Origin of the sequence: Microbacterium proteolyticum, from assembly GCF_014192415.1 — a bacterium.
GTDB lineage: Bacteria > Actinomycetota > Actinomycetes > Actinomycetales > Microbacteriaceae > Microbacterium > Microbacterium proteolyticum.
This window is the reverse complement of the sequence record NZ_JACHXY010000001.1, coordinates 777,355-795,106: the sequence shown is the minus strand read 5'-3', so window position 1 is coordinate 795,106 and position 17,752 is coordinate 777,355. Positions and strand designations below refer to the sequence as shown.

Annotated in this window: 31 protein-coding genes; 30 read left to right on the top strand and 1 reads right to left on the bottom strand. The window is 66.7% G+C overall.

The annotated features are described in order from the left end of the window. The 30 genes from rplD (at position 1) to FHS07_RS03615 (ending at position 17,122) form a co-directional block, all read left to right on the top strand. Complete coding sequence (rplD, locus tag FHS07_RS03760) at positions 1-663, top strand: 50S ribosomal protein L4 (RefSeq protein WP_183418535.1); 663 nt, start codon at positions 1-3, stop codon at positions 661-663. Then, positions 660-959, top strand: coding sequence for a 50S ribosomal protein L23 (gene rplW, locus FHS07_RS03755; RefSeq protein ID WP_055959332.1), 300 nt, complete (start codon positions 660-662; stop codon positions 957-959). The genes rplD and rplW overlap by 4 nt, the downstream gene beginning before the upstream one ends. Positions 960-983: 24 nt before the next feature. Next, positions 984-1,823 (top strand): 50S ribosomal protein L2, encoded by an 840-nt coding sequence (gene rplB / locus FHS07_RS03750; protein ID WP_013584012.1) that lies wholly within the window; start codon positions 984-986, stop codon positions 1,821-1,823. Positions 1,824-1,835: 12 nt separating this feature from the next. Beyond that, on the top strand, positions 1,836-2,117 hold the full coding sequence (gene rpsS, locus FHS07_RS03745; protein ID WP_013584011.1) for a 30S ribosomal protein S19: 282 nt from the start codon (positions 1,836-1,838) through the stop codon (positions 2,115-2,117). Between the two features lie 22 nt (positions 2,118-2,139). After that, entirely contained in the window at positions 2,140-2,538 is a 399-nt protein-coding gene (gene rplV, locus FHS07_RS03740; RefSeq protein ID WP_183418534.1) for a 50S ribosomal protein L22, read from the top strand. Next, on the top strand, positions 2,538-3,296 hold the full coding sequence (rpsC, locus tag FHS07_RS03735; RefSeq protein WP_055959329.1) for a 30S ribosomal protein S3: 759 nt from the start codon (positions 2,538-2,540) through the stop codon (positions 3,294-3,296). Before rplV ends, rpsC begins: the two co-directional genes overlap by 1 nt. Then, the gene (gene rplP, locus FHS07_RS03730) at positions 3,296-3,715 is read left to right on the top strand and encodes a 50S ribosomal protein L16 (protein WP_055833705.1); all 420 of its coding nucleotides are present in this window, start codon (positions 3,296-3,298) and stop codon (positions 3,713-3,715) included. Before rpsC ends, rplP begins: the two co-directional genes overlap by 1 nt. Then, positions 3,715-4,029 (top strand): 50S ribosomal protein L29, encoded by a 315-nt coding sequence (gene rpmC, locus FHS07_RS16645; RefSeq protein ID WP_183418533.1) that lies wholly within the window; start codon positions 3,715-3,717, stop codon positions 4,027-4,029. Before rplP ends, rpmC begins: the two co-directional genes overlap by 1 nt. Beyond that, positions 4,029-4,355 (top strand): 30S ribosomal protein S17, encoded by a 327-nt coding sequence (gene rpsQ, locus FHS07_RS03720; RefSeq protein WP_055959326.1) that lies wholly within the window; start codon positions 4,029-4,031, stop codon positions 4,353-4,355. Before rpmC ends, rpsQ begins: the two co-directional genes overlap by 1 nt. 35 nt (positions 4,356-4,390) lie before the next feature. Next, positions 4,391-4,759, top strand: a complete 369-nt coding sequence (rplN, locus tag FHS07_RS03715; RefSeq protein ID WP_055959324.1) for a 50S ribosomal protein L14 — start codon at positions 4,391-4,393, stop codon at positions 4,757-4,759. Between the two features lie 2 nt (positions 4,760-4,761). Continuing rightward, positions 4,762-5,121: a 50S ribosomal protein L24 gene (gene rplX / locus FHS07_RS03710; RefSeq protein WP_013584004.1), complete on the top strand. Its 360-nt coding sequence runs from the start codon at positions 4,762-4,764 to the stop codon at positions 5,119-5,121. Between the two features lie 2 nt (positions 5,122-5,123). After that, the gene (gene rplE, locus FHS07_RS03705) at positions 5,124-5,744 is read left to right on the top strand and encodes a 50S ribosomal protein L5 (RefSeq protein WP_235561318.1); all 621 of its coding nucleotides are present in this window, start codon (positions 5,124-5,126) and stop codon (positions 5,742-5,744) included. A 92-nt stretch (positions 5,745-5,836) separates the two neighbouring features. After that, the gene (rpsH, locus tag FHS07_RS03700; RefSeq protein WP_055959322.1) at positions 5,837-6,235 is read left to right on the top strand and encodes a 30S ribosomal protein S8; all 399 of its coding nucleotides are present in this window, start codon (positions 5,837-5,839) and stop codon (positions 6,233-6,235) included. A gap of 6 nt (positions 6,236-6,241) precedes the next feature. Then, on the top strand, positions 6,242-6,778 hold the full coding sequence (rplF, locus tag FHS07_RS03695) for a 50S ribosomal protein L6 (protein ID WP_183418531.1): 537 nt from the start codon (positions 6,242-6,244) through the stop codon (positions 6,776-6,778). A 2-nt stretch (positions 6,779-6,780) separates the two neighbouring features. After that, positions 6,781-7,140, top strand: a complete 360-nt coding sequence (rplR, locus tag FHS07_RS03690) for a 50S ribosomal protein L18 (RefSeq protein WP_043361012.1) — start codon at positions 6,781-6,783, stop codon at positions 7,138-7,140. Continuing rightward, positions 7,137-7,817 carry a 30S ribosomal protein S5 gene (gene rpsE, locus FHS07_RS16640; protein WP_055959318.1) on the top strand — a complete coding sequence of 227 codons (681 nt, stop codon included), beginning with the start codon at positions 7,137-7,139 and terminating at the stop codon, positions 7,815-7,817. Before rplR ends, rpsE begins: the two co-directional genes overlap by 4 nt. After that, a complete protein-coding gene (gene rpmD, locus FHS07_RS03680; protein WP_013583998.1) occupies positions 7,817-8,002 on the top strand; it encodes a 50S ribosomal protein L30 in 186 nt (61 codons plus the stop codon). Before rpsE ends, rpmD begins: the two co-directional genes overlap by 1 nt. Next, positions 8,002-8,532, top strand: a complete 531-nt coding sequence (gene rplO / locus FHS07_RS03675; protein ID WP_183418530.1) for a 50S ribosomal protein L15 — start codon at positions 8,002-8,004, stop codon at positions 8,530-8,532. The genes rpmD and rplO overlap by 1 nt, the downstream gene beginning before the upstream one ends. Before the next feature lie 110 nt (positions 8,533-8,642). Continuing rightward, positions 8,643-9,965, top strand: a complete 1,323-nt coding sequence (gene secY, locus FHS07_RS03670; RefSeq protein WP_055959315.1) for a preprotein translocase subunit SecY — start codon at positions 8,643-8,645, stop codon at positions 9,963-9,965. Beyond that, positions 9,962-10,558, top strand: a complete 597-nt coding sequence (locus FHS07_RS03665) for an adenylate kinase (protein WP_183418529.1) — start codon at positions 9,962-9,964, stop codon at positions 10,556-10,558. Before secY ends, FHS07_RS03665 begins: the two co-directional genes overlap by 4 nt. Position 10,559: 1 nt before the next feature. Next, on the top strand, positions 10,560-11,399 hold the full coding sequence (gene map, locus FHS07_RS03660) for a type I methionyl aminopeptidase (RefSeq protein WP_183418528.1): 840 nt from the start codon (positions 10,560-10,562) through the stop codon (positions 11,397-11,399). Between the two features lie 5 nt (positions 11,400-11,404). Beyond that, on the top strand, positions 11,405-12,103 hold the full coding sequence (locus tag FHS07_RS03655; RefSeq protein WP_246383094.1) for a DsbA family protein: 699 nt from the start codon (positions 11,405-11,407) through the stop codon (positions 12,101-12,103). Between the two features lie 140 nt (positions 12,104-12,243). Further along, entirely contained in the window at positions 12,244-12,465 is a 222-nt protein-coding gene (infA, locus tag FHS07_RS03650; protein WP_013583992.1) for a translation initiation factor IF-1, read from the top strand. Positions 12,466-12,526: 61 nt separating this feature from the next. Continuing rightward, a complete protein-coding gene (gene rpmJ, locus FHS07_RS03645) occupies positions 12,527-12,643 on the top strand; it encodes a 50S ribosomal protein L36 (protein ID WP_005050492.1) in 117 nt (38 codons plus the stop codon). 169 nt (positions 12,644-12,812) lie between these two features. Beyond that, the gene (rpsM, locus tag FHS07_RS03640; RefSeq protein ID WP_055959307.1) at positions 12,813-13,187 is read left to right on the top strand and encodes a 30S ribosomal protein S13; all 375 of its coding nucleotides are present in this window, start codon (positions 12,813-12,815) and stop codon (positions 13,185-13,187) included. Between the two features lie 36 nt (positions 13,188-13,223). After that, positions 13,224-13,622 carry a 30S ribosomal protein S11 gene (gene rpsK, locus FHS07_RS03635; protein ID WP_013583990.1) on the top strand — a complete coding sequence of 133 codons (399 nt, stop codon included), beginning with the start codon at positions 13,224-13,226 and terminating at the stop codon, positions 13,620-13,622. A gap of 188 nt (positions 13,623-13,810) precedes the next feature. Then, the gene (locus FHS07_RS03630) at positions 13,811-14,800 is read left to right on the top strand and encodes a DNA-directed RNA polymerase subunit alpha (protein WP_055959305.1); all 990 of its coding nucleotides are present in this window, start codon (positions 13,811-13,813) and stop codon (positions 14,798-14,800) included. 43 nt (positions 14,801-14,843) lie between these two features. Further along, positions 14,844-15,404, top strand: coding sequence for a 50S ribosomal protein L17 (rplQ, locus tag FHS07_RS03625; RefSeq protein ID WP_183418526.1), 561 nt, complete (start codon positions 14,844-14,846; stop codon positions 15,402-15,404). Between the two features lie 100 nt (positions 15,405-15,504). Beyond that, entirely contained in the window at positions 15,505-16,362 is an 858-nt protein-coding gene (gene truA / locus FHS07_RS03620) for a tRNA pseudouridine(38-40) synthase TruA (RefSeq protein WP_183418525.1), read from the top strand. Positions 16,363-16,429: 67 nt separating this feature from the next. Beyond that, positions 16,430-17,122, top strand: coding sequence for an endonuclease/exonuclease/phosphatase family protein (locus FHS07_RS03615; RefSeq protein ID WP_183418524.1), 693 nt, complete (start codon positions 16,430-16,432; stop codon positions 17,120-17,122). A gap of 72 nt (positions 17,123-17,194) precedes the next feature. On the opposite strand, the gene FHS07_RS03610 is transcribed toward FHS07_RS03615, so the two are convergent. Beyond that, positions 17,195-17,749: a hypothetical protein gene (locus FHS07_RS03610; protein WP_183418523.1), complete on the bottom strand. Its 555-nt coding sequence runs from the start codon at positions 17,747-17,749 to the stop codon at positions 17,195-17,197. Between the last annotated feature and the right edge of the window lie 3 nt (positions 17,750-17,752).

Here is a 17,752-nt window from a genome sequence, read left to right as displayed (position 1 = left end):
ATGGCTGACTCGACTCTCGCGCTCGACGTCGTGAAGGCCGACGGCAACAAGGCAGGCTCCGTCGAGCTGCCCGCCGCGCTCTTCGACGTCAAGACGAACATCCCCCTCATCCACCAGGTCGTCGTGGCGCAGCGCGCCGCGGCTCGCCAGGGCACGCACTCGACCAAGCGTCGTGGCGAGGTCTCGGGTGCCGGCCGCAAGCCCTTCAAGCAGAAGGGCACCGGTAACGCCCGTCAGGGCTCGATCCGCGCGCCGCACATGACCGGTGGTGGCATCGTCCACGGGCCCAAGCCCCGCGACTACAGCCAGCGCACCCCCAAGAAGATGATCGCCGCCGCCCTCCTGGGCGCGCTGAGCGACCGTGCTCGTGGGCAGCGTCTGCACATCGTCGACAGCTTCGCCATCGAGGGTGCGCCTTCGACCAAGGCCGCTGCCGCCGCGCTGAAGGCTCTCGGTGCCGTCAAGAACGTCCTCGTGGTCATCGACCGCGACGACGAGCTGACGATCAAGAGCGTGCGCAACCTCGCGTACGTCCACGTGCTGACCGTCGGCCAGCTGAACACCTACGACGTGATCGTCTCCGACGACCTCGTCTTCACCAAGGCCGCCTACGACACGTTCGTCGCGTCGAAGGCCGCGCCCACCGAGGAGGTCTCGGCATGACCACCGTCAACAAGGACCCGCGCGACATCATCCTGAAGCCGGTCGTCTCCGAGAAGAGCTACTCGCTCATCGACGAGGGCAAGTACACCTTCCTGGTGGACCCCCGCGCCTCGAAGACCGAGATCAAGCTCGCGATCGAGAAGATCTTCAGCGTCAAGGTGGCTTCGGTCAACACGATCAACCGCGTGGGCAAGGCCCGTCGCACCCGCTTCGGCATCGGCAAGCGCAAGGACACCAAGCGCGCCATCGTCTCGCTGAAGTCGGGCACCATCGACATCTTCACGTCTGTCGGCTGACGGTCGGGATAGAGGACAAGAACAATGGCTATTCGCAAGTACAAGCCCACGACCCCCGGTCGCCGCGGCTCGTCGGTGGCCGACTTCGCCGAGATCACCCGATCGACGCCCGAGAAGTCGCTGCTGCGCCCGCTGTCGAAGACCGGTGGCCGCAACAACCAGGGTCGCATCACCACGCGTCACATCGGTGGCGGTCACAAGCGTCAGTACCGTCTGATCGACTTCCGTCGTAACGACAAGGACGGCATCGACGCCAAGGTCGCCCACATCGAGTACGACCCCAACCGCACCGCGCGCATCGCGCTGCTGCACTACGCCGACGGCGAGAAGCGCTACATCCTCGCTCCCGCGAAGCTGTCGCAGGGCGACGTCGTCGAGTCGGGTGCCGGCGCCGACATCAAGCCGGGCAACAACCTGCCGCTGCGCAACATCCCCACCGGTACCGTCATCCACGCGATCGAGTTGCGTCCCGGTGGCGGCGCGAAGATGGCCCGTTCGGCCGGCGCATCTGTGCGTCTGGTCGCCAAGGACGGCCCGTACGCGCAGCTGCGTCTGCCCTCCGGCGAGATCCGCAACGTCGACGTGCGCTGCCGCGCCACGATCGGCGAGGTCGGCAACGCCGAGCAGTCGAACATCAACTGGGGCAAGGCCGGCCGTATGCGTTGGAAGGGCGTCCGCCCGACCGTGCGTGGCGTCGCCATGAACCCGGTCGACCACCCGCACGGTGGTGGTGAGGGTAAGACCTCCGGTGGTCGTCACCCTGTGTCGCCGTGGGGTAAGGCCGAAGGCCGCACCCGCCACGCGAACAAGGAGAGCGACAAGCTCATCGTCCGCCGTCGCACCGCCGGCAAGAAGCGCAAGTAGGAGTAGAGGAAGATGCCTCGCAGCCTTAAGAAGGGCCCCTTCGTCGACGAGCACCTGCTTCGCAAGGTCGTCTCGCAGAACGAAGCCGGTTCGAAGAACGTCATCAAGACCTGGTCGCGCCGTTCGATGATCATCCCCGCCATGCTGGGACACACCATCGCCGTGCACGACGGTCGCAAGCACATCCCCGTGTTCGTGACCGAGACCATGGTCGGCCACAAGCTGGGCGAGTTCTCGCCCACCCGCACCTTCCGCGGCCACGTGAAGGACGACAAGAAGGGCCGTCGCCGTTAAGGCGACCGAGGAGGAGAGAGAAATGGTGGAGTCCATCGCACGTGTGCGACACATCCGCGTGACCCCTCAGAAGGCTCGTCGTGTCGTCGCGCTCATCAAGGGCAAGCAGGCCGAAGAGGCCCTTGCCATCCTGAAGTTCGCGCCGCAGGGCGCGAGCGAGCCGATCTACAAGCTCGTCGCCTCGGCGATCGCGAACGCTCGCGTCACCGCCGACAAGACGAACGAATACCTGGATGACGCCGACCTGTACGTGAAGAACGCGTACGTCGACGAGGGCACGACGCTCAAGCGTTTCCGCCCCCGCGCACAGGGTCGCGCCTTCCAGATCAAGAAGCGCACGAGCCACATCACGGTCGTGCTCGCGACGCCGGAGACCGCTGAGGCGACCCCGGCCCGCGCCAACAAGAAGGCGAGCAAGTAATGGGACAGAAGGTCAACCCGTACGGCTTCCGCCTCGGCATCACCACCGACCACGTATCGCGGTGGTTCTCGGACTCGACGAAGCCCGGTCAGCGTTACGCCGACTACCTCGCCGAGGACATCAAGATCCGTCGCCTGCTGACCACCTCGCTCGACCGCGCCGGTGTCAGCAACATCGAGATCGAGCGCACGCGTGACCGCGTCCGCGTCGACATCCACACCGCCCGCCCGGGCATCGTGATCGGTCGCCGCGGCGCCGAGGCCGAGCGCATCCGCGCCGACCTCGAGAAGCTCAGTGGCAAGCAGATCCAGCTGAACATTCTCGAGGTCAAGAACCCCGAGGCCGATGCTCAGCTGGTGGCGCAGGGTGTCGCCGAGCAGCTCTCCGCACGCGTGGCGTTCCGTCGCGCGATGCGCAAGGGCCTGCAGGGCGCGCAGCGTGCCGGCGCCAAGGGCGTCCGCATCCAGGTGTCGGGTCGCCTCGGCGGCGCCGAGATGAGCCGCTCGGAGTTCTACCGCGAAGGCCGTGTGCCGCTGCACACCCTCCGCGCGAACATCGACTACGGCTTCTACGAGGCCAAGACCACCTTCGGCCGTATCGGCGTGAAGGTGTGGATCTACAAGGGCGACCTCACCAACAAGGAGCTCGCCCGCGAGCAGGCCAACGCGCCCAAGTCGCGCGGTCGTGACGACCGCGGTGGCGACCGTCGTCGTGGCCCGCGCAACGAGGCCCCCGTGGCAGAAGGAGCGTCGGCGTAATGCTCATCCCTCGTAAGGTCAAGTACCGCAAGCAGCACCACCCCGGCCGTTCCGGCCAGGCCACCGGTGGCACCCAGGTGTCGTTCGGGGAGTACGGTATCCAGGCGCTGACCCCCGCTTACGTGACCAACCGTCAGATCGAGTCCGCTCGTATCGCCATGACGCGTCACATCAAGCGCGGTGGAAAGGTGTGGATCAACATCTACCCCGACCGTCCCCTCACCAAAAAGCCGGCTGAAACCCGCATGGGTTCCGGTAAGGGTTCGCCCGAGTGGTGGGTTGCGAACGTCAAGCCGGGCCGCGTCCTCTTCGAGGTCGCTGGTGTCGACGAGCAGCTCGCTCGTGAAGCACTGACCCGAGCCATTCACAAGCTGCCCCTGAAGGCACGCATCATCAAGCGCGAGGAGGGCGACGCGTAATGGCGATCGGCACCAAGCAGCTCGCTCCGAGCGAGCTCGACACGTTCGAAGACCAGCGCCTCGTCGAGGAGCTGCGCAAGGCCAAGGAAGAGCTGTTCAACCTGCGCTTCCAGTCGGCCACCGGCCAGCTCGAGAGCCACGGTCGCATCCGTGCAGTCAAGCGCGACATCGCGCGTCTGTACACGGTGATCCGTGAGCGCGAGCTCGGCATCCGCGCCACCCCGGCCCCGGTCGAGGCGGCGACGAAGGCGAAGAAGAGCAAGGCGAAGAAGGCGGATGCCGCTGACGACGCCACGAAGGAAGAGGCGGAGTAATGGCTACCGCGAAGAAGGCCGAGGCGCAGGTCGCCGGCCACGAGCACGCCGAGAACGATGTCCGTGACGAGGACGCCCGCGGTTACCGCAAGGCGCGTCGCGGCTACGTCGTGAGCGACAAGATGGACAAGACGATCGTCGTCGAGGTCGAGGACCGCGTGAAGCACCCGCTCTACGGCAAGGTCATCCGTCGTACCTCGAAGGTCAAGGCGCACGACGAGACCAACTCGGCGGGCATCGGCGACCTGGTCGTCATCAACGAGACCCGTCCGCTCAGCGCCACCAAGCGCTGGCGCCTGGTCGAGATCCTCGAGAAGGCCAAGTAAGCCTCGCGGCTTACTTGGAACCCAAGGAGTAAAAAGTGATTCAGAACGAATCCCGGCTGAAGGTCGCCGACAACACCGGCGCGAAAGAGCTGCTCACGATCCGGGTGCTCGGCGGCTCCAACCGTCGGTACGCGGGCCTGGGCGACGTCATCGTCGCCACGGTCAAGGACGCGATCCCGGGTGGAAACGTCAAGAAGGGCGACGTGGTCAAGGCCGTCGTCGTCCGCGTCGTCAAGCAGACCCGTCGTTCCGACGGCTCGTACATCAAGTTCGACGAGAATGCCGCCGTCATCCTGAAGAGCGACGGGGAGCCCCGCGGCACCCGCATCTTCGGACCGGTCGGCCGTGAGCTTCGCGACAAGAAGTTCATGAAGATCGTCTCGCTCGCCCCGGAGGTCATCTGATCATGGCGAAAATCAAAAAGGGCGACCTGGTTCAGGTCATCTCGGGTGCCAAGCCCGAGCGTGGCGGCGACCGCGGCAAGCAGGGTAAGGTCCTCGAGGTCCTCACCGAGCAGAACCGCGTCATCGTCGAGGGCGTGAACTACGTCACCAAGCACAACCGCGTGGGTCAGTCCCAGCGCGGAACCAAGACCGGCGGCATCGAGACGTTCGAGGCCCCGATCCACATTTCCAACGTCGCGATCGTCGACCCCTCGACCAAGAAGCCGACCCGTGTCGGCCGCCGGGTCGAGGAGCAGGTGAAGGACGGCGTCAAGCGCACCGTCCGCGTGCGCTTCGCGAAGAAGAGCGGCAAGGACCTCTGACTATGAGCACCGACACTGCCGCGGTGACTGGCACTTCGTCCGAAGGGCAGCCCTCCAAGGGCGCCGGCCAGCCCCGCCTGAAGCAGAAGTACAACAACGAGATCAAGAAGGCCCTGCAGGAGGAGTTCGGTTACGCGAACGTCATGCAGACGCCCGGCCTGGTCAAGGTCGTCGTCAACACCGGCGTCGGCGAGGCTGCTCGTGACAGCAAGGTGATCGATGGTGCGGTCGACGACCTCACCAAGATCACCGGTCAGAAGCCGATCGTCACGAAGGCCCGCAAGTCCATCGCGCAGTTCAAGCTGCGCGAGGGTCAGGCCATCGGTGCGCACGTCACCCTCCGTGGTGACCGCGCATGGGAGTTCGTCGACCGCCTCGTCAACCTCGCCCTGCCCCGCATCCGCGACTTCCGCGGCCTGTCGGCAAAGCAGTTCGACGGAAACGGCAACTACACCTTCGGTCTCCAGGAGCAGTCCGTGTTCCACGAGATCGACCAGGACCGCATCGACCGCGTGCGTGGTTTCGACATCACCATCGTCACCACCGCCAAGACCGACGACGAGGGCCGTTCGCTGCTGCGCCAGCTCGGCTTCCCGTTCCAGTCGGCCGACGCTCAGGCCTGACCCCATGGGCCCCCGGACACCCGGGGGCCCCTCATCGAAGGTCGACTGTCGTGTAACGGCAGCCGAAACCTCATGAAAGAAGGAAGCAACACATGACGATGACAGACCCGGTCGCAGACATGCTGACCCGTCTGCGCAACGCGAACTCGGCGCACCACGACTCCGTGTCGATGCCGAGCTCGAAGCTCAAGACCAACATCGCCGCCATCCTCAAGCAGGAGGGCTACATCGCCGACTGGAACGTGGAAGACGCCCGTGTCGGCCACACCCTCAACATGACGCTGAAGTACGGCCCGAACCGCGAGCGGTCGATCGCCGGCATCAAGCGCGTCTCCAAGCCCGGCCTCCGCGTGTACGCGAAGTCGACCGAGGTCCCCACGGTCCTCGGCGGGCTCGGCGTGGCCATCCTGTCCACCTCCTCCGGTCTCCTCACCGACCGTCAGGCCGAGCAGAAGGGCGTCGGCGGGGAAGTCCTCGCCTACGTGTGGTGATCTGACATGTCGCGTATTGGACGTCTTCCCATCGACATCCCCGCCGGCGTCACCGTTTCGGTGAGCGGCCGGGAGGTCTCCGTCAAGGGCCCGAAGGGCGAGCTCGAGCTCACCATCGCACAGCCCCTCGAGGTGTCGGTCGAGGAGAACCAGGTTCTCGTCACCCGCCCCGACGACGAGCGCGAGTCGCGGTCGCTCCACGGCCTGACCCGCACGCTCATCAACAACAACATCATCGGTGTCACCCAGGGCTACACCAAGGGCCTCGAGGTCGTCGGCACGGGTTACCGCGTCGCCCAGAAGGGCAGCGCGATCGAGTTCGCACTCGGCTTCTCGCACCCCGTCCTCATCGACCCGCCCGCGGGCATCACCCTCACGGTCGAAGGCAACAACAAGGTCACCGTGAGCGGCATCGACAAGCAGGCCGTCGGCGAGGCCGCAGCCAACATCCGCAAGATCCGCAAGCCGGAGCCCTACAAGGGCAAGGGTGTGCGGTACGCGGGCGAGGTCGTCCGCCGCAAGGCCGGAAAGAGTGGTAAGTGACCATGGCTGTCAAGACAAAGTCCGTCGCTCGTGCTCGTCGCCACGCGCGTCTTCGCAAGAAGGTCGTCGGCACCGAGCTGCGTCCCCGTCTCGTCGTGACGCGTTCCGCGCGCCACGTGTTCGTCCAGGTCGTGGACGACAGCAAGGGCCACACCGTGGCCTCCGCTTCCACCCTCGAGACCGACCTGCGCGGCTTCGACGGTGACAAGACCGCCAAGGCCCGCAAGGTCGGCGAACTCGTCGCCGAGCGCGCCAAGGCCGTGGGCGTCTCCGACGTCGTGTTCGACCGTGGCGGCAACCGCTACGCCGGCCGCGTCGCCGCGATCGCCGACGGAGCTCGCGAAGGAGGGCTGAACCTGTGAGTGACAACAAGGAGACCGAAGTGACCGAGCAGACTGCCCCGGCTGAGGGTGCGGCTGCCGCTCAGGCCCCCGCCGAGCGTGAGCGCGAGCCGCGTCGCGGTGGTCGCGAGCGCAACACCAACCAGCGTGACCGTGGTTCGCGCGACCGCAACGAGAGCCAGTTCCTCGAGCGCGTCGTCACCATCAACCGCGTCTCGAAGGTCGTCAAGGGTGGTCGTCGCTTCAGCTTCACCGCACTCGTCGTCGTCGGTGACGGCAACGGCGTGGTCGGTGTCGGCTACGGCAAGGCACGCGAAGTGCCCCTCGCCATCTCGAAGGGTGTCGAAGAGGCCAAGCGCAACTTCTTCCGCGTTCCCCGCTCGGGCTCGACCATCCCGCACCCCGTGCAGGGTGAAGCCGCTGCCGGTGTGGTGCTCCTGCGCCCCGCCGCCGCAGGTACCGGTGTCATCGCGGGTGGACCCGTCCGCGCCGTGCTCGAGTGCGCCGGCATCCACGACGTGCTGTCGAAGTCGCTCGGCTCGTCGAACACGATCAACATCGTGCACGCGACCGTCGAGGCGCTCAAGGCGCTCGAGGAGCCCCGTGCCGTGGCCGCCCGTCGTGGCCTGGAGTTCGACCAGGTCGCCCCGGCCCGCCTCGTGCGCGCCGAGGCAGCCGCCCAGAAGGTAGGTGCCTGATGGCCGAGCGTCTGAAGGTCACGCAGATCAAGTCCAAGGTGAGCGAGAAGCAGAACCAGCGTGACACGCTGCGTTCGCTCGGTCTGAAGCGGATCGGCGACTCGGTCGTCCGTCCCGACGACGCGCAGACGCGCGGCTACGTCAAGACCGTCGCGCACCTCGTCAAGGTTGAGGAGATCGACTAATGGCTGCCAAGAAGGACGAGACCGCAACGGTCGACACCTCGAAGAAGGCATCGGCCGCCAAGGCCGGCAAGAAGGAAGCCCCCGCGGCGCGCCCCGGCGTGCTCAAGGTCCACCACCTGCGTCCCGTCCCGGGCGCCCGCACCGCCAAGACCCGTGTCGGTCGCGGTGAGGGCTCGAAGGGTAAGACGTCCGGTCGTGGTACCAAGGGAACCAAGGCCCGTTACCAGGTCAAGGTCGGCTTCGAGGGTGGGCAGATGCCGCTGCACATGCGCACCCCGAAGCTCCGCGGCTTCAAGAACCCGTTCCGCGTCGAGTACCAGGTCGTGAACCTGGACAAGCTCGGCGAGCTCTACCCGCAGGGTGGCGACGTGACCGTCGCCGGCCTCGTGGCCAAGGGTGCTGTGCGCAAGAACGAGAAGGTCAAGGTGCTCGGCACCGGCGACATCTCGGTCGCACTGACCGTCTCCGTCGACAAGGTCTCCGGCTCCGCCGAGCAGAAGATCGTCGCCGCCGGCGGTACCGTCAACTGACGACCCGACCCGGGAGGGGCCGGCGGCCTTACGGCCGTCGGCCCCTTCTGCATTAGTCTGATTGGGAGTGCGCACTGCCGCGCTCCGAGATCGTTCTGGAGGAATCTCCCTTGTTCAGCGCCATCGCGCGGGTTTTCCGCACGCCCGACCTGAGGCGGAAGATCGCCTTCACGCTGGGCATCATCGCCATTTACCGGCTGGGTGCCCACGTGCCGACGCCTTTCGTCGACTTCCCGAACGTTCAGCAGTGCCTGAACCAGTCGGGCGGTACCGAGGGTCTGCTGTCTCTGGTGAACCTCTTCTCGGGCGGCGCTCTGCTGCAGCTGTCGATCTTCGCCCTCGGCGTCATGCCGTACATCACGGCGACGATCATCGTGCAGCTGCTGCGTGTGGTCATCCCGCACTTCGAGACGCTCTACAAAGAGGGTCAGGCGGGTCAGGCGAAGCTCACGCAGTACACGCGTTACCTCACGATCGCGCTGGCGCTGCTGCAGTCGACCACTCTGGTCACCGTCGCGCGCTCGGGACAGCTCTTCGGCTCGGCGGGGGTGCCGGAGTGCCAGCAGCTGCTGACCAATGACATCTGGTGGGCCCAGCTGCTCATGATCATCACGATGACCGCCGGCACCGGCCTGGTCATGTGGTTCGCCGAGCTCGTCACCGAGCGCGGCGTGGGCAACGGCATGTCCATCCTCATCTTCACCTCGATCGCCGCCACGTTCCCCGGTGCCATGCTGTCGATCCTGAACGCGCGTGGTGTCGAGGTCTTCCTGCTCGTCTTGGCTGTGAGCATCGTCATCGTCGCGCTCGTGGTGTTCGTCGAACAGTCGCAGCGGCGCATCCCCGTCCAGTACGCCAAGCGCATGGTCGGCCGTCGCACGTACGGCGGCACGAACACCTACATCCCGATCAAGGTGAACATGGCCGGCGTCGTGCCCGTCATCTTCGCCTCGTCGCTGCTGTACATCCCGGCCCTCATCGCGCAGTTCAATCAGCCGCAGCCGGGCCAGGAGCCGTCGCCGTGGGTGACCTGGATCTCGCAGTACCTCACGCGTGGCGACCACCCGCTGTACATGCTGATCTACTTCCTCCTCATCATCGGGTTCGCGTACTTCTACGTCGCCATCACGTTCAACCCGGTCGACGTCGCCGACAACATGAAGAAGTACGGCGGGTTCATCCCGGGAATCCGTGCGGGTCGTCCGACCGCCGAGTACCTCGACTACGTCCTGACGCGCATCACCCTGCCCGGCTCGATCTACCTCGGTCTCATCGCGCTGCTGCCCCTGGTGGCACTCGCGACGGTGGGAGCCAACCAGAACTTCCCGTTCGGCGGCGCCTCCATCCTGATCATCGTCGGCGTCGGTCTCGAGACGGTGAAGCAGATCGACGCGCAGCTTCAGCAGCGTCACTACGAGGGGCTTCTTCGATGAGCGCGCGTCTTCTGATCGTGGGCCCGCAGGGGTCGGGCAAAGGAACGCAGGGCGCCCGCATCGCGGAGGCACTCGCTATTCCGGTGGTCTCCACCGGCGACGTGTTCCGCGCCAACGTCGCGCAGGGCACCGAGCTGGGCCAGCAGGTCAAGGCGATCATCGACGCCGGGAGCCTCGTACCCGACGAGCTGACCAGCGCCGTCGTTCGCGACCGTCTGTCGCAGGCCGACGCGGCAGAGGGATTCCTCCTCGACGGCTACCCGCGCAACCTCGCCCAGGTGATGCACCTCGACGAGTTCCTCGAGGGACGCGACGAGTCGCTCGACGCCGTCATCGCCCTCGTCGTACCCCGCGAGGAGTCACTGTCGCGTCTCACCGCGCGTGCGTCCGAGCAGGGGCGCGCCGACGACACCGAGGAGGCGATCGCCACGCGCCTGGGCATCTACGAGCGCGAGACGGCCCCCATCCTCGATGTGTACGGCACGCGCGGGGTGGTCGACGAGATCGACGGGGTCGGCAGTCTCGACGAGGTGACCGCCCGCATCTTCGCGGCCCTCGAAGCGCGTGGTCTCCTCGCGTCGCCGGCTGCGTGACGTGGGTCTTCGTTCGTCCATTTACAAGAAGCCGGCCCAGCTGCGCTCGATGATCGAGCCCGGCCTCATCACCGCCGACGCGTTGGACGCGGTTCGTGCGCTCGTCGCTCCGGGTGTCACCACCCTCGAGCTCGACGCAGCGGCATCCGCGTTCATCACCTCGCGCGGCGCCGTCTCGAACTTCCAGATGGTGCGGGGCTACCGCCACACGATCTGCGCCTCGGTCAACGAGCAGGTGGTGCACGGCATCCCGAACGACCGCCCTCTCCGGGCGGGCGACATCCTCTCGATCGACGCGGGCGCCGAGCTGCGCGGATGGAATGGCGACTCGGCGTTCACCGTGATCGTCCCGGGCGATGCTCCCGACGACATCGTGGAGCCACGTCGACGTCTCTCCGAGGTCACCGAAGGATCGCTGTGGGCGGGCATCGCCGCGCTGAGCCGTGCGTCGCACCTCGGCGAGGTCGGAGCCGCGGTCGAGGACTACATCGAGGCCCATGCGCCCGATGGGGGATACGGCATCCTGCGCGACTACGTCGGTCACGGGATCGGCCGAAAGATGCACGAGTCGCCGAGCATCTTCAACTATGCGGTGCCCGATCGCGGCGCCGAGGTGCGCCCGGGACTGGCCGTGGCCATCGAACCCATGGTCGTCATCGGCGACCAGGAGACCTTCGTCGAAGACGATGGTTGGACGGTGTCGACCCTCGACGGGACGGCCGGCTCCCATTGGGAACATAGCGTCGCCGTGCATGATGGGGGCATTTGGGTGCTGACCGCCCACGACGGCGGTGCCGAGAAGCTGGCGCCGTTCGGCGTGGTGCCGAAGGAGATCGACTGATGATGATGGCTGCTGTGCGAAAGTCCACGAACTGGTTCGCGATCGGTGTGACGGCGGCGGTGCTCGTCGTCGTTCTGATCGTGGCGGGCGTCGTCTGGTTCGCCAACAGTCAGGCCACCTCGCCAGGGACACTGCCGGAGTCGTCGGCGGTCAACACCGAGACGGGTGCGATCGCGGTCGGGTCCGGAGACAAGACCGTCGACACGTACATCGACTTCATGTGCCCGGTCTGCAACCAGTTCGAGCAGGCCTATGGGCCCACGCTCGATCAGCTCGTGGCGAGCGACGAGATCACGTTGAACATCCACCCGATCTCGATCCTGGACCGCGCCTCCCAGGGCACCGAGTACTCCACCCGCTCCGCATCCGCGGCCTACTGCGTCGCCGTGGACGATGCCGCCAATGTTCCCGCGTTCGTGAAGGCCCTCTACGCGCAGCAGCCCTCGGAGAACACGGCCGGTCTGGATGACGCGACCCTCGCATCCGTCGCCGCCTCGGTCGGAGCGTCGGATGCTGCGACGTCGTGCATCTCCGACGGCACGTACACGAGGTTCGTGACGGCCATGACTCAGAACACCCCCGTGCAGCCCGGGAGCGGCGGGATCGCCACGCCGACCATCGCCGTCAACGGGACCGTCCTGTCCAACCAGACCGACCTGACGGGCGACCCGCAGAAGGACATCGTCGACCGCCTCAACGGCTGACCACTCCGCCGGCGAGTTGCCGGAGTGGGCGATACCACGTATGCTTGATCTTTGGTGCGTTGCGCCTTTCTTGGCGTGTCGAAGCACCGAATCCCATCCACCGCAGACCGGCCGGTCTGCAACTGAGCGTGAGCGAGTTTATGGCGAAGAAAGACGGTGTCATCGAGATCGAGGGCACGGTGTCCGAGGCACTGCCCAACGCGATGTTCCGTGTCGAACTGACCAACGGTCACAAGGTGCTCGCCACCATTTCGGGCAAGATGCGGCAGAACTACATCCGCATCATCCCGGAGGACCGGGTCGTCGTCGAACTGAGCCCGTACGACCTCACACGCGGTCGTATCGTTTATCGCTACCGCTGAGTCCGGCCGAGAAGTAACGAGCCGCACCCCGCGCGTTCGAAGACAGCGAAACAGGAACATCATGAAGGTCAACCCCTCCGTCAAGCCCATCTGCGACCACTGCAAGGTGATCCGTCGCCACGGGCGCGTGATGGTGATCTGCAAGAGCAACCCGCGCCACAAGCAGCGCCAGGGCTGAATTCTTCGCCGTTCGACCCCCTTTCAACTGAATACACACCGGCAGGATCAGATCCGTCATCGTCCGGGCGCTTCGACAGGCTCAGCGATCGCATGACGGGGACACCTCGGGGCGGAGGCCCGAGCACCGATCCTGCTCCACACCTCCACGACACTCTGAGGAGAGCCGCATGGCACGTCTCGCCGGCGTCGACATCCCGCGCGACAAGCGCGTGGTGATCGCACTTACTTACATCTACGGCGTGGGTCGCACCCGCTCCGTCGAAATCCTCGCGGCAACGGATATCGATCACGACATCCGCGTGAAGGATCTCACCGACGACCAGTTGGTCGCTCTGCGCGACCACATCGAAGGCACCTACAAGGTGGAGGGTGACCTCCGTCGCGAGGTCGCCGCCGACATCCGCCGCAAGGTCGAGATCGGTTCCTACGAGGGCATCCGCCACCGTCGCGGCCTCCCGGTGCGCGGTCAGCGCACGAAGACGAACGCGCGTACCCGCAAGGGTCCCAAGCGCACCGTCGCCGGCAAGAAGAAGGCGCGCTAAGCCGCGGGCTGAGCGTCAGGATTCAGGAGAACGCACATGGCACAGGCCAAGTCCGCCGCGCGCAAGCCGCGCCGCAAAGAGAAGAAGAACATCGCCGTGGGCCAGGCCCACATCAAGTCGACGTTCAACAACACCATCGTTTCGATCACCGACCCCTCGGGTGCCGTCATCAGCTGGGCTTCGTCCGGCGGTGTCGGATTCAAGGGCTCGCGCAAGTCGACGCCGTACGCCGCCGGCATGGCCGCCGAGTCGGCCGCTCGCCAGGCGCAGGAGCACGGTGTGAAGAAGGTCGACGTCTTCGTGAAGGGACCGGGTTCGGGTCGTGAGACCGCGATCCGTTCGCTCACGGCCGCCGGCCTCGAGGTCGGCTCCATCCAGGACGTGACGCCCCAGGCCCACAACGGCTGCCGTCCGCCCAAGCGTCGCCGCGTCTGACGCGATCGTTCCCGGGGAGTGTTCGTCACTCCCCGGGAACGCCGCGCTCGCACGCGAAACAGACTTCCGGATGCCACGGCTCGCCCTCGGCGCATCGCCCGCGTGACGCGGCATCCCGCGAGTACAACTCAACACCTCACCCCATTACACGTGTCATATAGCGGGCACGTGATCGAAAGGAACACATAGTGCTCATCGCACAGCGTCCCACTCTGACCGAGGAGAAGATCGGGGAGTTCCGCAGCCGTTTCGTCATCGAGCCGCTCGAGCCCGGCTTCGGTTACACGATCGGCAACGCGCTGCGTCGCAGCCTCCTGTCGTCGATCCCCGGCGCGGCCGTCACGAGCATCCGCATCGACGGCGTCCTGCACGAGTTCAGCACGATCCCGGGCGTGAAAGAAGACGTCACCGAGATCATCCTGAACATCAAGCAGCTGGTCGTCTCGAGCGAGCGCGACGAGCCCATCACGGCGTACCTGCGCAAGACCGGCTCCGGTGAGGTCACCGCCGCCGACATCTCCGCTCCCGCGGGTGTCGAGGTGCACAACCCCGAGTTGGTCATCGCGACGCTCAACGACACCGCGAAGTTCGAGCTCGAGCTCACCATCGAGCGTGGCCGCGGCTACGTCTCGGCGACGCAGAACCGCAACGAGTACGCCGAGGCCGGTCAGATCCCGATCGACTCGATCTACTCGCCCGTGCTCAAGGTCAGCTACCGCGTCGACGCCACCCGCGCCGGCGAGCGTACCGACTTCGACAAGCTCGTCCTCGACGTCGAGTCGAAGGCATCCATCGCCCCGCGCGACGCCGTCGCCTCGGCCGGACGCACCCTCACCGAGCTGTTCGGTCTCGCCCGCGAGCTGAACGTCGAGGCCGAGGGCATCGAGATCGGCCCCGCGCCGGTCGAGACCGTCCTTTCGAACGAGCTGTCGATGCCGATCGAGGACCTCGATCTCTCGGTCCGCTCGTACAACTGCCTCAAGCGTGAGGGCATCAACACCGTTTCGGAGCTGGTGGCCCTTTCCGAGACGCAGCTGATGAACATCCGCAACTTCGGTCAGAAGTCGGTCGACGAGGTGCGCGACAAGCTCACTTCACTCGGCCTGTCGCTCAAGGACTCGGTGCCCGGCTTCGACGGCGCTCAGTTCTACAGCGGCTACGACGAAGAGACCGTCTGACCCCGGTCGGACCCGACCGAACCTCTCACTGGAGTAACACGACATGCCTAAGCCCACGAAGGGTCCCCGCCTCGGAGGCGGCCCGGCCCACGAGCGTCTGCTTCTCGCCAACCTGGCTGCAGCGCTGTACACGCACAAGTCCATCAAGACGACCGAGACCAAGGCGAAGCGCCTGCGTCCGCTCGCCGAGCGCCTCATCACCTTCGCGAAGCGTGGCGACCTGCACGCGCGTCGTCGCGTGCTCGGCGTGATCGGCGACAAGGACGTCGTGCACACGCTGTTCACCGAGATCGCGCCCCTGGTGGCCGAGCGTGACGGCGGATACACCCGCATCACCAAGGTCGGAAACCGTAAGGGCGACAACGCCCCCATGGCCGTGATCGAGCTCGTTCTCGAGCCCGTCGCGAAGAAGGCGTCGAACAAGGCCGCCGCGGCTCCCGCCGCCGCGGCCGCACCGGCCGCCGAGGAGCCCGTCGCCGACGAGGCCCCCGCCGAGGAGAACACCACCGACGAGGCCGCCGACGCCGGCGCCGAGTCGCCCGAAGAGGGAGCGGCCGCAGAGGCCGCCGCCGCGGACGCCGTCGAAAGCGACGCCAAGGCCTGAGTCTCTCTCACCGCGTACGATGCCCTCACCCGATTCGGGTGGGGGCATCGTCGTTCCCGGTGGCTCCGCGGCCACCGTCCGCTGCTCGTAGGCTGGTGGGGTGCGTATCCGCCTCGACATCGCCTATGACGGCACACACTTCCGCGGGTGGGCGCGGCAACCGCAGCTGCGCACGGTGCAGGGCGAACTCGAGGCGGCTCTCGCCCGTATCGTCGGCGGCGCCCCGCGGCTGATCGTTGCGGGACGCACCGATGCCGGCGTGCACGCGTCGGGGCAGGTCGCGCACGTGGATCTCGACGAGGACCAGATCGGGCGCTTGCCGCGACGGCGCCGCGACAACGACGAGGCCGATTCCATCGCCGCCCTCGCGGGTCGCATGCGTGGCGTTCTGGGCCAGTATCCCGACGTCTCCGTCCTGCGCGCGTCGCGCGCCCCCGACGGATTCGACGCGCGGTTCTCGGCCGTGTGGCGGCGGTACGCCTACCGCCTGGCGGATGCGACCACCGGCTACGACCCCCTCGACCGCCTCCGCACGACGACTCTGCGCAGCGTCCTCGACCTGGAAGCGATGGATGCCGCCGCCTCGCGCCTGATCGGCTTGCACGACTTCGCCGCGTACTGCAAGGCGCGCGAAGAGGCGACGACCATCCGCACACTGCTCGAGTACGACTGGCGGCGCGGTGACGACGGTGTCCTCGTGGCGAACGTCCGGGCCGACGCGTTCTGTCACAGCATGGTGCGTGCCCTCGTAGGGGCGTGCGTCGCCGTGGGGGAGGGGCGTATCGAGGTCGACGACGTCGTGGCCATCCGCGACGCGCGCATGCGCATCCCCGAGACGAAGGTACTGGCCGCGCGGGGGCTCGTGCTCGCAGAGGTCGGCTACCCGGCGGACGATCTGCTGGCGGCGCGCGCCGAACAGACACGCAACAGACGGGATGCCGAGGACCCGGCATCTTGATTCCCCTCCGCCCGTCGATGCAACCCCTCGGGAGGCACCGCGCGGCCGGACGTATGCTGACATCGCCATGAAGGTCATTTCCTACAACCTCAACAAGCACCGCGCCGCCGGAGAGCTGACCGCGCTCCTCGAGACGCACGGGGTCGACGTGCTGTGCCTGCAGGAGTGCGACACGAACGACATCCCCGAACAGGTCGGAGGGTTGCGCCTCGCTGAGGCGACCCAACGCAACCGGCTCGGTCTCGCCGTGTACTACCGGGAGAACACGTTCCGCGCCGAGGAGGTGCGGGCGATCTCGTTGAAGAAGTCCCTGCACGACTATGTGCTGAAGCCCGCGGAAGAACGGATGCTGGGGGTTCGGCTGCGAGACATCGACACGGGGCGCGATGTGATCGTCGCCTCCTTCCACGCGGCGCCCCTGACGGCCCTGAACTCGCTACGGCGACACCAGATCCGCACGGCGCTCACCGAACTCCAGAACCTCGGGCCCGGCCTTCCCGCACTGATGGTGGGGGACTACAACTACCCGGTCTTCAAGGAGAACCTGGGCCAGAAGGTCCGTGACCAGGGGTACGAATTGACCCTGAGCGATGCGCGCACCTACACCCGCTACCGGTTCTTCCGCGGACACTACGACTTCGCGACCTCGGTCGGGTTCGACATCGCGCACATCACGACCCTGCCGCAGGGCCTCAGCGACCACCTGCCGATCCTGATCACCGCGGAGGTCACGGCGTCCCGCGGCGGTGGTCTGGGTTGAGTTCCGTCGCTACCTGATCGACGAAGAGGGGGCCGTCCGAAGACGACCCCCTCGTTGCAGATCTGCGGTGGATCAGGATCGTGCGCTGCGGCGACGACGGACGACGGCGCCGACAGCCACCGCGCCGCCCGCGAGCACGAGTGCCCCGCCCGCGACCCAGAGTCCGGCGGAGTTGCCGGAGTCGAAGCCGGTCACGGCCAGGCCCCCCTTGGCGGGTGCCGTGCTCGAGCCCGCCGGGGTGACGGTCACACTCGAGTGCAGGACGACACCGCTCGTGGCGCCGGTGAAGGTGAAGGAGTAGACGCCCTTGGCGTTGCTCGGAAAGCGCACCGGCGTCTTGAGGTAGCCGTTGACCGCGCGGGAACGCAGGGAGTCGTTGGTCTCGGTCGCGACCGAGGCGAGCGTGATGCCCTTGGCGGCGCCGCCGGTGACGGAGATGATGATCTCCTCGTCGCCCTGGTAGGCCGCGCGGTCGGTGGTGAACGTCGCCACGCCGCCGGGGGCGGCCACCGATGGCGAGACGCTGATGACGGCGGGGTCGGTATAGGCGTTGGCGGCCGTGGGGGCCATCAGCGCAGCCGCGGCGAGCGAGAGCGCGACGACGGCCCGGACGATCTTGGTCTTCATGGT

Excerpts from the sequence above, each read along its gene's own strand:
- rpsS (WP_013584011.1), top strand. The coding sequence starts at position 1,836 with ATGCCTCGCAGCCTTAAGAAGGGCCCCTTCGTCGACGAGCACCTGCTT.
- rpsK (WP_013583990.1), top strand. The coding sequence starts at position 13,224 with ATGGCACAGGCCAAGTCCGCCGCGCGCAAGCCGCGCCGCAAAGAGAAG.
- FHS07_RS03610 (WP_183418523.1), bottom strand. The coding sequence starts at position 17,749 with ATGAAGACCAAGATCGTCCGGGCCGTCGTCGCGCTCTCGCTCGCCGCG.
- FHS07_RS03615 (WP_183418524.1), top strand. The coding sequence starts at position 16,430 with ATGAAGGTCATTTCCTACAACCTCAACAAGCACCGCGCCGCCGGAGAG.
- FHS07_RS03665 (WP_183418529.1), top strand. The coding sequence starts at position 9,962 with ATGAGCGCGCGTCTTCTGATCGTGGGCCCGCAGGGGTCGGGCAAAGGA.
- infA (WP_013583992.1), top strand. The coding sequence starts at position 12,244 with ATGGCGAAGAAAGACGGTGTCATCGAGATCGAGGGCACGGTGTCCGAG.
- rpmC (WP_183418533.1), top strand. The coding sequence starts at position 3,715 with ATGGCGATCGGCACCAAGCAGCTCGCTCCGAGCGAGCTCGACACGTTC.
- rplP (WP_055833705.1), top strand. The coding sequence starts at position 3,296 with ATGCTCATCCCTCGTAAGGTCAAGTACCGCAAGCAGCACCACCCCGGC.
- rplD (WP_183418535.1), top strand. The coding sequence starts at position 1 with ATGGCTGACTCGACTCTCGCGCTCGACGTCGTGAAGGCCGACGGCAAC.
- rplR (WP_043361012.1), top strand. The coding sequence starts at position 6,781 with ATGGCTGTCAAGACAAAGTCCGTCGCTCGTGCTCGTCGCCACGCGCGT.
- rpsQ (WP_055959326.1), top strand. The coding sequence starts at position 4,029 with ATGGCTACCGCGAAGAAGGCCGAGGCGCAGGTCGCCGGCCACGAGCAC.
- rplO (WP_183418530.1), top strand. The coding sequence starts at position 8,002 with ATGGCTGCCAAGAAGGACGAGACCGCAACGGTCGACACCTCGAAGAAG.
- rpsH (WP_055959322.1), top strand. The coding sequence starts at position 5,837 with ATGACGATGACAGACCCGGTCGCAGACATGCTGACCCGTCTGCGCAAC.
- rplF (WP_183418531.1), top strand. The coding sequence starts at position 6,242 with ATGTCGCGTATTGGACGTCTTCCCATCGACATCCCCGCCGGCGTCACC.
- rplB (WP_013584012.1), top strand. The coding sequence starts at position 984 with ATGGCTATTCGCAAGTACAAGCCCACGACCCCCGGTCGCCGCGGCTCG.
- rplQ (WP_183418526.1), top strand. The coding sequence starts at position 14,844 with ATGCCTAAGCCCACGAAGGGTCCCCGCCTCGGAGGCGGCCCGGCCCAC.
- rplX (WP_013584004.1), top strand. The coding sequence starts at position 4,762 with ATGGCGAAAATCAAAAAGGGCGACCTGGTTCAGGTCATCTCGGGTGCC.
- rplE (WP_235561318.1), top strand. The coding sequence starts at position 5,124 with ATGAGCACCGACACTGCCGCGGTGACTGGCACTTCGTCCGAAGGGCAG.
- rpmJ (WP_005050492.1), top strand. The coding sequence starts at position 12,527 with ATGAAGGTCAACCCCTCCGTCAAGCCCATCTGCGACCACTGCAAGGTG.
- rplW (WP_055959332.1), top strand. The coding sequence starts at position 660 with ATGACCACCGTCAACAAGGACCCGCGCGACATCATCCTGAAGCCGGTC.
- rpmD (WP_013583998.1), top strand. The coding sequence starts at position 7,817 with ATGGCCGAGCGTCTGAAGGTCACGCAGATCAAGTCCAAGGTGAGCGAG.
- rplV (WP_183418534.1), top strand. The coding sequence starts at position 2,140 with ATGGTGGAGTCCATCGCACGTGTGCGACACATCCGCGTGACCCCTCAG.
- rpsC (WP_055959329.1), top strand. The coding sequence starts at position 2,538 with ATGGGACAGAAGGTCAACCCGTACGGCTTCCGCCTCGGCATCACCACC.
- rpsM (WP_055959307.1), top strand. The coding sequence starts at position 12,813 with ATGGCACGTCTCGCCGGCGTCGACATCCCGCGCGACAAGCGCGTGGTG.
- FHS07_RS03655 (WP_246383094.1), top strand. The coding sequence starts at position 11,405 with ATGGCTGCTGTGCGAAAGTCCACGAACTGGTTCGCGATCGGTGTGACG.